Annotated in this window: 10 protein-coding genes; 7 read left to right on the top strand and 3 right to left on the bottom strand. The window is 40.5% G+C overall.

Going from position 1 to position 14,660, the window contains the following annotated elements:
• Positions 1 to 129 precede the first annotated feature (129 nt).
• Genes ACNKXS_RS03120 through ACNKXS_RS03110 form a run of 3 tightly spaced genes read left to right on the top strand, consistent with a single transcriptional unit; the run spans position 130 to position 5,209 of the window.
• The gene (locus ACNKXS_RS03120) at positions 130 to 1,152 is read left to right on the top strand and encodes a ligase-associated DNA damage response exonuclease (RefSeq protein ID WP_417919577.1); all 1,023 of its coding nucleotides are present in this window, start codon (positions 130 to 132) and stop codon (positions 1,150 to 1,152) included.
• A complete protein-coding gene (locus tag ACNKXS_RS03115; RefSeq protein WP_417919576.1) occupies positions 1,149 to 2,741 on the top strand; it encodes an ATP-dependent DNA ligase in 1,593 nt (530 codons plus the stop codon). The genes ACNKXS_RS03120 and ACNKXS_RS03115 overlap by 4 nt, the downstream gene beginning before the upstream one ends.
• Entirely contained in the window at positions 2,741 to 5,209 is a 2,469-nt protein-coding gene (locus ACNKXS_RS03110; protein ID WP_417919575.1) for a ligase-associated DNA damage response DEXH box helicase, read from the top strand. The genes ACNKXS_RS03115 and ACNKXS_RS03110 overlap by 1 nt, the downstream gene beginning before the upstream one ends.
• Here ACNKXS_RS03110 and ACNKXS_RS03105 read toward each other — a convergent pair.
• Positions 5,206 to 5,715, bottom strand: a complete 510-nt coding sequence (locus ACNKXS_RS03105; RefSeq protein WP_405199902.1) for a DUF1440 domain-containing protein — start codon at positions 5,713 to 5,715, stop codon at positions 5,206 to 5,208. The genes ACNKXS_RS03110 and ACNKXS_RS03105 overlap by 4 nt on opposite strands.
• Positions 5,716 to 5,818: 103 nt before the next feature.
• On the opposite strand from ACNKXS_RS03105, the gene ACNKXS_RS03100 reads away from it, so the two are divergent.
• Positions 5,819 to 6,598: an amidohydrolase gene (locus tag ACNKXS_RS03100; RefSeq protein ID WP_417919574.1), complete on the top strand. Its 780-nt coding sequence runs from the start codon at positions 5,819 to 5,821 to the stop codon at positions 6,596 to 6,598.
• On the opposite strand, the gene ACNKXS_RS03095 is transcribed toward ACNKXS_RS03100, so the two are convergent.
• Together ACNKXS_RS03095 and ACNKXS_RS03090 are read right to left on the bottom strand one after the other, a co-directional pair.
• Complete coding sequence (locus ACNKXS_RS03095) at positions 6,585 to 8,189, bottom strand: Ig-like domain-containing domain (RefSeq protein ID WP_417919573.1); 1,605 nt, start codon at positions 8,187 to 8,189, stop codon at positions 6,585 to 6,587. The genes ACNKXS_RS03100 and ACNKXS_RS03095 overlap by 14 nt on opposite strands.
• A 57-nt stretch (positions 8,190 to 8,246) precedes the next feature.
• On the bottom strand, positions 8,247 to 8,927 hold the full coding sequence (locus ACNKXS_RS03090) for a ComF family protein (protein WP_417919572.1): 681 nt from the start codon (positions 8,925 to 8,927) through the stop codon (positions 8,247 to 8,249).
• Between the two features lie 62 nt (positions 8,928 to 8,989).
• Here ACNKXS_RS03090 and ACNKXS_RS03085 point away from each other — a divergent pair, with 62 nt between their 5' ends.
• The 3 genes from ACNKXS_RS03085 (at position 8,990) to ACNKXS_RS03075 (ending at position 14,599) form a co-directional block, all read left to right on the top strand.
• A complete protein-coding gene (locus tag ACNKXS_RS03085; protein ID WP_417919571.1) occupies positions 8,990 to 9,871 on the top strand; it encodes a hypothetical protein in 882 nt (293 codons plus the stop codon).
• 66 nt (positions 9,872 to 9,937) lie between these two features.
• Positions 9,938 to 11,482, top strand: a complete 1,545-nt coding sequence (locus ACNKXS_RS03080) for a glycine--tRNA ligase (RefSeq protein ID WP_417919570.1) — start codon at positions 9,938 to 9,940, stop codon at positions 11,480 to 11,482.
• 195 nt (positions 11,483 to 11,677) lie between these two features.
• Entirely contained in the window at positions 11,678 to 14,599 is a 2,922-nt protein-coding gene (locus ACNKXS_RS03075) for a GEVED domain-containing protein (RefSeq protein WP_417919569.1), read from the top strand.
• Positions 14,600 to 14,660 lie beyond the last annotated feature (61 nt).

Here is a 14,660-nt window from a genome sequence, read left to right as displayed (position 1 = left end):
CAAATATAAAGATATCCCGCACTTTAATTACGCAAAGCCAGCATTATTCTTGCTAGTCGTTCGCTAATCTTTTCTTAATCCTTTCCGTTTGAATCGAGTATTATTTAAATTCAATTTTCTTCAGAATTTATGGAAACACCGCTACTGGCTTTTAATGATAAAGGAATTTACTGCGCTGCTGCAGATGTATATCTAGACCCGTGGAAACCTGTGGATAAGGCGATCATTTCTCATGGTCATGCAGATCATAGCAGGTATGGTCACAAAAAATATATTACGCATCATAGCAATGTGCCAATTATTAGTCACCGGCTGGGAGAAATTAATGTCACCGGCAAGAAGTGGAATGAAAGCTTTACGATCAACGGAGTGAAATTTTCGTTGCATCCGGCAGGTCATATTATTGGTTCTTCCCAGATCAGGGTGGAATATAAGGGTGAAGTCTGGGTTTTTACCGGGGATTATAAGACAGAGGATGATGGCGTTGCGGTCCCTTATGAGCCCGTAAAATGCCATACTTTCATTACTGAATGCACCTTTGGATTACCCGCTTTTAAATGGACTCCACAGGAGCAGGTCTTTACTGAAATTAATAACTGGTGGGCGCAAAATCAGGCAGATGGCAGAACTTCTGTGCTCTTCGGTTATTCCCTCGGAAAAGCCCAGCGATTACTTAAACATTTGGATCCTTCTATTGGTAAAATATATACTCATGGAGCGATTGAGAACATGACTGAAGTTTTACGTTCTCAAATCGATTTTCATGAAACTACAAGAGTGACCAGGGAAACTACGAAAGAAGAATTAAAAGGTAATATCGTACTTGCGCCGGGAAGTGCTCATGGAAGTACCTGGATAAGGAAAATGGTGCCTTATGTAACCGCCTCAGCCAGTGGATGGATGACTTTTCGTGGTGCCAGAAGAAGACGGGCGATCGATAAAGGCTTTGTACTCAGTGATCATTGTGACTGGCAGGGTTTATTATCGTCCATCAAAGAAACTGGTTGCGAAAAAGTTATCTGTACTCATGGATATACCGATATATTTTCGAAATATCTACGCGAACATGGTTACGACGCACGAACTGAAGAAACTCAATACGAAAGTGAAACCGGGCAACTGGAAAGCGATAAAGAAAAGGATTCGGAATGAGAGCATTTGCAGATTTGATCAAAACCCTGGATAGTACCAATAAAACTACCTTGAAAGTAGAAGCACTTACCGAGTATTTTAAAAATGCTGAAGACAAAGACAAGGTCTGGACCATCGCGATCTTGAGTCATCGACGACCACCCCGACCGGTAAACACCACACTCATGCGGGAATGGGCTTCAGAATTAGCGAATATCCCGCTCTGGCTATTTGAAGAATCTTATCATATTGTTGGAGATCTGGCTGAAACTATTGCACTTGTTATTCCGAAGAGTGACAGTTCTACGGAAAAAAGTCTGAATCAGTTTTTACAGGAGATCCTTGAATTGAAGAAGAAGCCAGAAGAAATAAAAAAGGAATATCTTTTTGATAACTGGCTAAATCTGAATTATTACGAACGTTTCGTCTTCACCAAGCTTATAACCGGAAGTTTTAGAATTGGAGTAAGTCAGAAATTGATGACCCGCGCTCTGGCAAAAGCTACCGAAATTGATGAAGATATCCTCGCTTATAAATTAATGGGTAACTGGGAACCTTCCAAAATCACCTACAATAAGCTTATTCTCGAGGAAAATGAAGAAGATTTTCTCTCAAAGCCTTATCCATTTTATCTTGCTTACGCTATTGAAGATGAACCTGATGCACTTGGAGATGTTTCAGAATGGAGCGCAGAACATAAATGGGACGGCATACGTTCGCAGGTAATTATTAGAAATGACCAGTTATTTGTGTGGTCACGCGGAGAAGAACTCGTAACCGATAAATACCCCGAATTTGAAGCCTTGGTTGGTGTAGTGCCCAATGGAACGGTCATAGACGGTGAGATTCTGCCATTTCCTGATGGTGAAATTGGTACTTTCAATGATCTGCAAACGCGGATTGGACGAAAAAATGTTAGTAAGAAACTTCTTGAAAAAACACCGGTTATTTTAAAAGCCTACGATATTCTGGAATGGGAAGGTGAGGACATCCGGAATACGGCATTTGGAGAGAGACGTGAGATCCTGGAAAAGCTATATCACGAAGTTCAAAGCGAAGAGTTACCCTTACATCTTTCAGAAAGTATACGATTTAAAACCTGGGAGGAAGCAGCTGTAGAACGCGAAAATTCGAGAGAGGTAAAGTCGGAAGGATTAATGCTGAAAAGACTAGATTCTCCGTATCTCGTAGGGAGGAAAAAAGGCGACTGGTGGAAATGGAAAGTTGATCCTCTCACCATAGATGCTGTTCTTACCTATGCCATGCGAGGTCATGGAAGGCGAAGTAATTTATTTACAGATTATACATTCGGGCTCTGGGATGAAGAAAAAAAGGAACTGGTCACTTTCGCAAAGGCTTATTCGGGACTTACCGATAAAGAATTCAGAAAGCTGGATGCCTGGATCAAACGAAATACGCTGGACCGCTTTGGTCCTGTTAGAAGTGTAACTCCACATTACGTATTCGAAATTGCTTTTGAAGGAATTGCAGAATCTAAAAGGCACAAAAGTGGTGTTGCAACGCGGTTCCCCAGAATACTTCGCTGGAGATTAGATAAAAAGATCGAAGAAGCCAATACTTTGGACGATTTAAAAGCGCTCATACCATAATGAAGAGGGCAGAATTCATAGGACTGGCAGAAGACTGGTTTGCGGGACAGGACTGGAAACCCTTTAAATTTCAGAAGGATACTTGGACAGCCTATCTTCAGAAGAAAAACGGATTGTTGAATGCGCCTACCGGAAGTGGGAAGACCTATGCCCTATGGGTTCCAATAGTACTGGATTATATTCGTAAAAACCCGGATTATAAAACGAAGCATAAGAAAGGTTTAAAGGCGATATGGATCACTCCGCTTAGAGCTTTAAGTGTTGAGATCGAACAGGCCGCTTCACGCTTTGCGGAAGAAATGGGAACGCAATTTACCGTGGGTATCAGGACCGGAGATACTTCCCAGAAGGACCGGGCCGCGCAGAAACGCTCTATGCCAGATCTACTCATTACAACTCCTGAAAGCCTGCAATTACTGCTAGCTTCCAAAAACTACGATAAAACATTCAAGGATCTGCAGGCGATCGTGATCGATGAGTGGCATGAACTTCTGGGGACCAAAAGAGGTGTTCAGGTAGAATTAGGTCTGTCCCGATTAAAAACTATCTCTAAAGATTTAAGGATCTGGGGTATTTCTGCTACAATCGGGAATCTTGATCAGGCAAGGGAAGTACTGCTTGGGCCAGAGTCAAAAGCTTTGGAAAATTCGGTTTTGGTGCGAGCATTCTTGAAAAAGAAGATCGATGTTCGATCTATCATTCCGAAGAAAATGGAGAAATTTCCCTGGCGAGGGCATTTAGGTCTGCATTTGCTGGATGAGGTCGTGCCTATTATCAAGGAATCCAGAACCACTCTGCTCTTCACCAATACCAGGTCGCAATGTGAACTCTGGTTTCAGAAATTGCTGAGTAAATATCCGGAGTTTGCCGGTGAAGTTGCCATGCATCATGGGAGTATTAATAAAGAAACCAGGCTTTGGGTCGAGCAGGCGATAAGAAATGAAAGTCTGAAAGCTGTGGTCTGTACTTCTAGTCTTGACCTAGGAGTAGATTTCGCACCGGTGGAAACGATCGTACAAATTGGCGGACCTAAAGGTGTAGCGAGATTTTTACAAAGGGCAGGTAGAAGTGGTCACCAACCGGGAAAAGTAAGTTTGATCTACTTTCTGCCAACTCATGCTATAGAGTTGATCGAGGCTTCAGCTTTACAAAAGGCCGTAGTTAAAAAGGCGGTAGAGGATCGAGTGCCTTACCTGATGAGTTTTGACGTTTTAGTTCAATATTTAAATACGCTGGCAGTTTCTAATGGGTTCTTCCCAAAAGAGATCTTCCCAGAAATTGCCAGTACGTTCTGCTTTCAGGGTATTACTGAAGATCAATGGCGATGGATCCTTAATTTTATCACCAAAGGTAGCCAGAGTCTTCAGTCTTACGACGAATATAAAAAAGTGGAGATCGAAGAAGATGGAAAGTTTAAGATCAATAACCGGGGAGTTGCCATGCGTCACCGACTTCAAATTGGAACGATCGTTAGCGATGCGGTACTTAGTGTAAAATATATTAAGGGTGGTTATATAGGAACTATGGAAGAGTTCTTTATTTCGAAATTGAAACCTGGTGATGTATTTACCTTTGCCGGTAGAAACCTGGAACTCGTTCGAATTAAGAACATGCAGGTACTGGTTAGAAAATCGAAAAAGAAAACTGCTAAAGTTCCCAGTTGGTCCGGTGGAAGGATGACTTTCTCCGCTCAAATGAGTGAATTGTTACGCGATGAAATGTATGAAGCTTCAGCATTGGAGCAGGATGAAAAGACCAGTCCTGAATTCGAAGCTTTAAAACCTATTTTTAAAAGGCAACAGAGAGATTCAATCATTCCAAAGGCAGATGAGTTTTTAATAGAAACTTTTAAAACCCGGGAAGGTTATCATGCGGTTTTTTATCCTTTTGACGGGAGATTTGTGCACGAAGCTCTGGGTAGTTTACTTGCTTACCGCATCAGTTTGCTTGTTCCTATTAGCTTTTCGATCGCCTTCAATGATTACGGATTCGAATTACTTTCAGACCAGGAGATCGATATGCAGCAAGTATTGGATAACAATCTGTTTTCTGCAGATTTTTTAATGGATGATCTCTATAAAAGTCTGAATGCTACGGAAATGGCCCGTAGAAAATTCCGCGATATAGCAGTAATCGCTGGATTGGTATTTACCGGCTATCCTAATAAGCTGATCAAAAGCAAACACCTTCAATCCAATTCTCAACTATTGTTCAGTGTTTTCAGAGATTATGAAGAGGATAATTTACTGTATCAGCAAGCTTTTCGGGAGACTTTTGAACATCAATTGGAAGAAGGGAGATTAAGAATCTCCCTCGATAGAATTTCAAAACAGACGATCGTGTGGAAAAAATGTGCGAAACCAACACCCTTCTCATTTCCAATCATTACAGATAGAATGCGTGAAAAATTATCTTCAGAAAAACTTGAAGACAGAATTAAAAGAATGTTGAAGCAATTAGAGGCTTAGTTACTCTCTCTCAATTGCTTATCGATATAATGTCTTACTAGCTCTGTAGTTACACCAAATGCAACATGGGCAAAAAGCTCATTGATCTGCATTCTTACAGGCACATCTGTTGGTTTAGGTTCAAGACCTAAAATAGGTAAAGAAGTTTCGTGGGTGGAAGCCCAGGTCGTTGCGCCAAAAATGATCCCGTCCATAGGTTTAAGGCCAAAACGGTTCTTTTTACCATATCCATAAGCGGCTCCTAGTGAACCACCCATTGGGATATTCACCAACTGTTCTGCCAGTGCTTCATTGTGAGTGCTTACGGGGCTACCTGTGATCTTAGTCGAAAGGTCATCTACTATCTTCATTTGAGAAGACTTCTGGTCGATTTCTCTAACCGGAAGAACCTGCTCAATAAGAGTCTTAACTGCTGTCCCGGCAAGACCACCAATAAAACCTGAAATTACACTACGACTTGTATTAGAAACATATGAATCCTTCTGAAAGAAATTTGCTACACTCATGATTTTGATTTTTTTGTGGAATAAAACTATTTATAAAGCCGGCGTTGCACAATGATTTAACACTGCTTTGGCACAGCTTTACACGAATTTTATATTTTTGAGTATGGATGATAAATTACAAGTAGCCATAATTCAGGCTGAGCTGGAATGGGAAAATTCTGAAGCGAATCTGGAGATGTTTTCAGAAAAGATAAAAGCGATCAGCGATAAGGCAGAACTTATTGTACTACCGGAAATGTTTACAACAGGTTTTAGCATGAATGCTGAAAATCTTGCTGAAGAAACGAAAGGAAAGACCCTCAACTGGATGATCGAAACGGCTAAGCATAAAAATGCTGCGATCACGGGAAGTGTGATCATCAAAGATCATGGCGAATATTATAACCGACTCTTTTTCGTATTTCCTGATGGAGATTATAAAATTTATGACAAACGACATACCTTCACTTTGGCCAAGGAAAATCTTACATATACTGCAGGAAAAGACAGGTTGATCGTTGAATATAAAGGTTGGAAGATTTGTCCTTTGGTATGCTATGACCTGAGATTTCCCGTATGGGCCAGAAATACCGAAGATTATGATCTATTGATCTATGTAGCAAACTGGCCTGAGAAGCGTGTAAACGCGTGGGATGCATTACTGAAAGCGCGTGCTATTGAAAATATGAGCTACTGCATTGGATTGAATAGAACCGGCGAGGATGGAGATGGCTATGTTTACAACGGGCATTCTGCTGCTTACGATGTTTTGGGTAATGCGATCACCGGCCTGGATAGATCTGACGAATTCGTGGAGGAATTCGAACTATCCAAAAAGGAAATGCTGGAAACCCGTGAGAAATTAAAATTCCTTCAGGATCGCGATTCTTTTAGTCTAGACTAAATGTGTAAGGTTGATCCCAGTTAGCGCGCACTTCCAAAGTGTCTCTTAAATACTGAATCCTTTCCGGCTGAATCTTTTTCAGGAAATTGCCTGTATCCCACTTTTGGTTGGCATTGCTGTCAAAAATAACTCGCACCAGGATATCCCCGGGATTGAGATAATTGAAAGTGAAATTAGACCGGTCTTCTGAATATTGCTCCGCTAAAATTTCACCTTTAATATTGGTTAACTGCACGATCACTGGAAATTGCTGAATATTCTGAAGATCTATGATAATAGTACCAAATGCCGAAAGATCCTTAGTGGTCATGTTCTTGTAAATGGTGTCATTCGTTTCTTCAAAAAGATCTGTGATTGCACCTGGAAAGGCAGTGATATTATAATTATTTGAGGGCTTTTTCTCGAATTTCAGTCTCACTTCATTCAGTAATGGATCAAATTCAGCTTCAAAAGGAACATCAGTAGAATCCATATCCATGATTCTGATCTGGTCTGCAGCATAATCAACGATTGGCGTGTTAGCTTTTAACTTGAAGTCTTTGATCAAATCGCCATTTTCGGTTGAAATCATCAATGAATCACGTTCCAGATTTCCCATTCTCGCGATTAAAGTATCCTGCGTCTTTGGAGAATTCACCACAAACATTAGGGTGTCCAATTCCGGACTGGTATTATACCAGTAATACAAAGTGTCTTTTACAGGGTCCTTAATTATTCTCGAGCGATAACCTTCAGGCCTGGCGGATAGCAAATCGATTTTAATACTATCGGGATCTGCATATCCTTCGTAACCAAAAATAATCTGGTTCCCTTTAAAATGATTCGGTCTTTTAGGTTCGAATTCAAGCTGTTCCTTGAAAACTGTAAGTTCAAAGCTCTCTTCACTAGGAATCGTAATATCACCTTCTACAAAACCAATTTTTTCCTTTTTAGGGTTATAGAGGTAATTATCGTTACTATCCATAAGCGCGACCATCCTGTAAGTTCCTGCCTTAAGATTCTCAAGACTGAAATTAAAGGTGCTATCCTGGGAGTAGGTGATATACCTCGGAGTTTCCTTAAAAACTATAGAATCTGTGTAAGAAGTATCGGCTTCATAAAGCATCACAGATATTACTTCTGAAGGTTCTTTCAGCTTTGCGTCTCTAACAATTCCTGAAACTGACAGTGAATCTATATAATCTCCTGTTGAAAATACATATTTGAAATAATCATAGGGATTCCCTTCATTATTGTCGACGATAGATTTTCCGAAGTTAATCGCGTAGGTAGTATTCTCTTCCAAAGTATCCGTGATCTCTATCTTAATATCTTTTCTCGCTGTTCCCAAAGGCATGATGTTCGGCTTTGGGACCATGGGGGGAGAAATAATGATCTGCTGGGAAGGTTTGTCCAGCTTAATATATTCATCGAAGTAAATTCGTATTTCTTCTTTGTCGAAATTCGTAGTGAAGTTTTCAGGGTTTGCTCTTAAGAATTTTGGCGGATCTTCATCTACCGGTCCACCTTCGGGCATGCCTTTCTTTGCACACTGTACTGTGGTGAACAGAAGTATCAAAACGAGAATAAAACCGGGTACTCTTTTCTTCATGAATGAAAGGGAATTCTTTTAGCAAAGAAACAATTATTTTGAATTACAACGTAATGCTTAGTGTGTAATTGCCATGGTAGCGATAGATATTCTGATATTTTCTATTTCAAGTAATTTATGAGCACAGGCTTCCAGAGTAGCTCCGGTCGTAACCAGGTCATCAACCAGCAGCACAGTCTTTCCCTTCAATTCATCGGGCTTGTGAAGTTCGAGCGTTTGTTCAATTTTGCCCCATCTGGAGATCCTGCCTTTTCTGGTTTGTGTTTGCATGGCGTTTACTTTTAATAGAAGATCAGATCTATATTGAGCATTCAATTTCTTGGCGATTTCGATTCCAAATGCTTCTACCTGGTTGTAACCACGTTCTTTTAACCTGGATTTATGCAAAGGAACAGGAAGAACCAGGTCTATTTCTCTGTATTCATCGATCGCTGATAGCTCTTCTCCCAGCCATGCACCAAGATAATTTCCAATTTCCTGGTGTCCGCGATACTTCAGATCATGGATTAGCTGCTGTACCCCAGATTTTTTTCTGAAATGTAATAATGCGGTTGCTTTGTCTATCTTTACCCTGCCCTGGAAAATTTTTTTGACCGGATTGTCGTTATCTAAATGATACCTGGTAACCGGAAGATCATGAAGGCAACTCGTACAAAGTATATGCTCATTTTTCACAAGTTCTGTCTGGCAAATGTGACAGGAAGCCGGATAAAGAAGATTGATGAAATCGTGAAACATTTGTTAATGGCTTGTACCAGACTTGGTTAAACGTATAAATTTACAAACTAAATTGATTCATAATGACAGAAAATAAAAGCAATACTGCATTAAAAGTTCTTACAGGTGTACTTGCCGTGGCGCTTATTGCCCTGAGTATTTACACCATCAAATTCTATAACGAAGAAAAGGAGAATAAAGAGATCCTTCAGAAGGAAAAAACAGTTATAGAAGATGAATTGAACGAACTTATCATTAAATACGATGAGGCGATCGATGAGAATGAGGTGATGGATCAGGACCTCGTAAATGCGCGTGATCGAATTACCAGATTATTAGATTCAGTAAAAGATAATGAAGCGAATCTAATTATGATCTCGAGATATAGAAGAGAGATCGGTAATTTAAAAGCTGAGAAAGACAGATTATTCCGCGTGGTAGATAGTTTAAGTGCGCAGAATCAACAATTGAGTACTTCTCTGGATAGTACAAGCGTTGCTTTGCAGGAAAGAACAAGATTTTCAGACTCTTTGCGTAATACGAACCAAAGTCTTTCCACAAAGGTGGACAAGGCGGCACGTCTTAAGATCACAGGTTTAAAAGGAGAAGGTGTGATCGTTAGGAATAGCGGAAAACTAGTCGAAAATGATAGAACGGGACGAATTGACCAGATTAGAACCTGTTTTACTCTAACGGCTAATGATCTTGCAGATACGGGAGAGAAAACTATGTATGTTCAGGTTTATAACCCTGAAAATGAACTCGTAGGTGATCAGATTGTGGTGCAACATGAAGGTGGAGCCATGGTTTATAGCGCATCTTCGAAAGTATTCTACGAAAAAGATGAACTGGATGTTTGTATTCTTTCTAATACAGATGAGGATAAACTACTGGAAGGAACTTATAAGGTCTATGTATATAATGACGCTGTTCTTCTTGCGAATGGAAGTTTTAGCCTGAGATAGATTATTAAAATATAAATTACGGACCGCCTTGAAGCTTATTCAGGGCGGTTTTTTTATTTTTGTTCCATGGCAAAACAAGAAGACCTTTTTAAGAACGTGATTTCCCATTCGAAGGAGTATGGGTATATTTTTCAATCCAGTGAAATCTATGATGGCCTGAGTGCTGTATATGACTATGGACAGAATGGAGCTGAGCTGAAGAAAAACATTAAGGAATACTGGTGGAGAAGTATGACGCAGTTACACCAGAATATTGTTGGTATAGACGCATCGATCTTGATGCATCCCACCACCTGGAAGGCTTCTGGCCACGTGGATGCCTTTAACGATCCTCTTATTGACAATAAAGATTCTAAAAAGAGATATCGCGCAGATGTTCTGGTAGAGGATTATGCTGAAAAGCTACTTCAAAAGGCAGAAAAGGAAATATCAAAAGCAAAGAAAAGGTTTGGTGAAGATTTCGATGAAGAAATGTACAGGCAGACTAATCCAAGAGTGCAAAGATATCTTAGTGATCGTAAAGAGATCCTGGAAAGACTGGCTCGCTCGCTTACTAATGAAGACCTTGCTGATGTCAAAAAGTTAATAGAAGAACTTGAAATCGCAGATCCCGATACAGGTTCTAAGAACTGGACTGAAGTTAGACAGTTCAACCTCATGTTTGGAACAAAACTGGGAGCTTCAGCCGATTCTGCTACAGATTTATACCTGAGACCTGAAACTGCTCAGGGTATCTTTGTAAACTTTCTGAATGTTCAGAAAACCGGAAGAATGAAAATTCCTTTCGGGATAGCACAGATCGGTAAAGCCTTCAGAAATGAGATCGTGGCAAGACAGTTCATTTTCAGAATGAGAGAATTTGAACAAATGGAAATGCAATTTTTTGTACGACCAGGTGAAGAACTTGAGTGGTACGAGAAATGGAAAGAAATTAGATTAAACTGGCATAGATCTCTAGGTCTGGGTGAAGAAAATTATAGATTCCATGACCATGAAAAATTAGCGCATTACGCTAACGCAGCTGCAGATATAGAATTTGATTTCCCATTTGGATTTAAGGAACTTGAAGGTATTCATTCAAGAACAGATTTTGACCTTAAAGCTCACGAAGAACACTCTGGTAAAAAGCTGAGGTTCTACGATCCTGAGCTCAAAGAGAATTATGTGCCTTACGTGATCGAAACCTCGATAGGTCTTGATCGTATGTTCCTGGCAGTTCTTTCATCTTCGTTAAAAGAAGAGCAACTGGAAGACGGGAATACTCGTACAGTATTAAAACTTCCTGCGGTACTGGCTCCAACAAAAGCAGCAGTATTACCACTGGTGAAGAAAGACGGCTTGCCGGAACTTGCACATAAGATCATTGATGAACTTCAATGGGATTTCAGAGTGCAGTATGATGAGAAAGATGCCATTGGACGTAGATATAGAAGACAGGATGCTGCCGGAACTCCGCTTTGTATTACGGTAGATCATGATTCGCTGGAAGATGATTCAGTAACTGTAAGATTCCGAGATACCATGGAACAGAAAAGAGTAAAAATCTCTGAACTCGATGCATTGATAAGAAAAGAAACCGACTTTAAAACCTGGATGAAAGATTTCGTATAGAAATATTCATTTCTGGTATAGTCCCGATATAAAGGCAATTAAGTGATTAATTGCCTTTTTTATATTGATTAAATTTGATAATGTCTATTTTTAGTCATTATTGAAGTTGATGCATTCGCGATGAAAAAATATATACTATTACTTCCTCTTTTATTTCTTTTTCAGCTGAACGTTTTTTCCCAGCAGAAAGAAAGAATGGGACCTGCATTCATAGATTCTGCCAGCGTAATTAAATCGGGAGCACTTTCAAAGAAACGATTGATTCCTTCTACCAAAAAGCAAAAGCTTTATAATCCAAGAAACAGAGGGATCAACAAGATCGTTCCGGGGAAAGGCCTGCCAAAAAGAGATGATCCTACTGTTCAAAAGAAAAAAGGTGAGATCCCGGCGAAAGCGCCAATATTTACTTTTGATGGAGCAGATACGAGATCAACTCCCTCAGATCCTACCGGTGCCGTAGGCCGAAATCATTATGTGAATGCTTGGAACTCTGAATTTGCGATCTGGGATAAGCAGGGAAATGTTTTAATTCCTGGTTCTTCGCTCGCTAGTATCGGTGGAGCTTTCAATGATGAAACCGATGGGGATCCTATCGTTTTCTACGATGAGTCGGCAGATAGGTTCGTGGTAATGCAATTTAGCGATGACCTTGCACCAAGAGGTACGAGTAATTCTCCGGCAGCATTGCTTTTCGCAGTTTCTCAGGGTCCCGACCCCGTAAATAGTGGATGGTATACCTATAGATTTGACCTGGAATCACTGCCAGATTACCCGAAAATTTCACTTTGGAGCGATGGTTATTATATCACTACCAACAAGGATGCTTTAGAACCACAGGGTAAAGAAATTGTTTATGTACTGGAACGTGATAAAATGCTTGCTGGTGCAAATGATGTTAGAATACTGGGTTTTCCTTTACCGGGAATTCAGAATAACGGTTTCTACAGTCCGGCAGGTTTTAGTGTGATGGGATCAGATCTTCCGCCTGCGGGAGATGCACCAATAATTTATTTACAGGACGATCAATGGGCCGGGGTGAATGAAGATCATTTAAAGATCTGGCTTATGGATGTAAACTGGGAGGAACTTTCTTCTTCCAGCATAAGGTTAAATCAGGAACTTACTGATGGTGTTTCACCATTTATAGCGACTTTTGATGGTGGTAGCTTTAAGAATCTTGCTCAGCCGGGAAGTGATACAGATATTGATGCCCTGCAGGGTGCCATGATGTATATGACGCAGTATCGCAGGTTCGAAGACCACAATTCGGTCGTAATGAACTTTGTGGTAGATGTGGATGCTAGTCCTGCGGAACATGCAGGCATTCGCTGGTATGAACTAAGACAGGCGAACGATGGCGCAGCCTGGAGCGTTTACCAGGAAGGTACTTACGCCCCGGACCCGAGTGATAGATTTAGTGGAAGCATAGGGATAGATGCCCGGGGAAATATAGCGCTTGGTTTTACGATTCTGGATGATAATCCTGTGGATCCAATTTTCCCATCCATTCGTTATACCGGGCGATATGTGAATGACGCATTGGGAGTCATGAGCATCGAAGAGCAGAGCATTGTGGAGGGATTGAGTCCGCAGCCCAGTCCTTTTGGTCGCTATGGAGACTATGCGCATCTAAGCATAGACCCGGTAGATGATCTTACCTTCTGGCATAATGCAGAATATTTTGAAGGAACAAGACGTCTTAATAAAGTGGGGGTTTTTAGATTTTCTGCAACAGAACTCAACGATATTGGAGTGATTAGCCTGGAAAGTCCCGAAGATGCAAGTTTAACCGCTTCGGAACAAATTAGCATCAGGCTTAGAAATTTCGGACTTAATCCTCAATCTAATTTTGAGATCAGCTATACCATAAATGGTGGTGAAACGGTAACTCAGACCTATACTGAAACCATTCCTGCGGAAAGTGTTACTGAATTTAATTTTTCTGAACTCGCAGATCTTTCCGAAGTAGGCCAGATCTATACACTGGTGATTTCTACCAATCTTCAGGGCGATGTCAATCCAGGAAACGATAGTATTGAAGCTGAGGTGAAGAATTTACCACCTAATGATGTTGGTGTTACTTCCATCGACGCGCCGGAATCTGGAGAGAACCTGAGTGCTTCTGAGCAGGTGACGGTCACGATCGAAAACTTTGGGGGAGAGCCACAAGGCAATATACCGGTTTCTTATCAGGTTGGAAATAATGCTACCGTTTCTGAAGTTTTTAATGGTACCCTTGAAGTAGGAGGTCTTGAAGTTTATACTTTTAATCAGACTTCTAATTTTTCAAGTTCCGGGCGATATACGATTACGGCCAGAACCAGGCTGGCAAACGACTTTGATCCATCGAACGATTCAGAAAGAACGTCGGTTGCTAATTTAGATTGTATTCCTGAAGGTTCAGATTGCTCCCAAGGAGATGGCATATTTTATTTCGAGATCAATGATTTTGTAAATGAAAGGATTCCATGTACTACAGGATATCTTGATTTTATTGGAGGTACTACGAATCTTGATCGATCAATCAACGATTACAGCGTAACTGTTCAAACCAATTTTGCAGATGATGATGTGGAGAAGTTTTCCATGTGGATCGATCTGAATGATAACGCGGTTTTTGAAGATTCTGAAAGATTGATCACTTCAGAAGTGATTCCGGAAATTAATACACCTTTTACCTATAACTTCAGTTTACCTGAAGATGCTGCATTGGGACAACATTTACTGAGAATAAGAGCTGGTGATACCAGTTTTGATGGAGATCTAAATGATCCATGTTCAGTAATGGCCTATGGAACAACACATGATTATTCAGTAAATATCATTGACAGTACTTTAGATATTGAAGACTTCATCCTGAATGAAGCTGAATTGATCGTGGTTTCAGATCCAACCATAGAAGGACTTTACAGGGTAGTAATGGAAACAAGCTTTAATGAACCTCTACGCCTCACAGTTCATGATATTAGCGGCCAATTGCTCCTGGAAAACCTGATCCTTAATGAAGGAGATGGTTATGTCTACGATCTGGATATGTCATACGCTGCGAGGGGAGTTTACCTTGTTCGTGTAGGTACCCGAAAAGTTGGAAAAGTAAAACGCTTTATCGTAAAATAACGATCATTTTAAATAAATCATAACGCTATCCGGGACGACGAAAAGTTCAGATAGCGTTATT

Source organism: Christiangramia marina (assembly GCF_048285865.1).
Classification (GTDB): domain Bacteria; phylum Bacteroidota; class Bacteroidia; order Flavobacteriales; family Flavobacteriaceae; genus Christiangramia; species Christiangramia marina.
The sequence above is the reverse complement of the archived record's forward strand: the minus strand, read 5'-3'. Positions and strand labels throughout refer to the sequence as shown.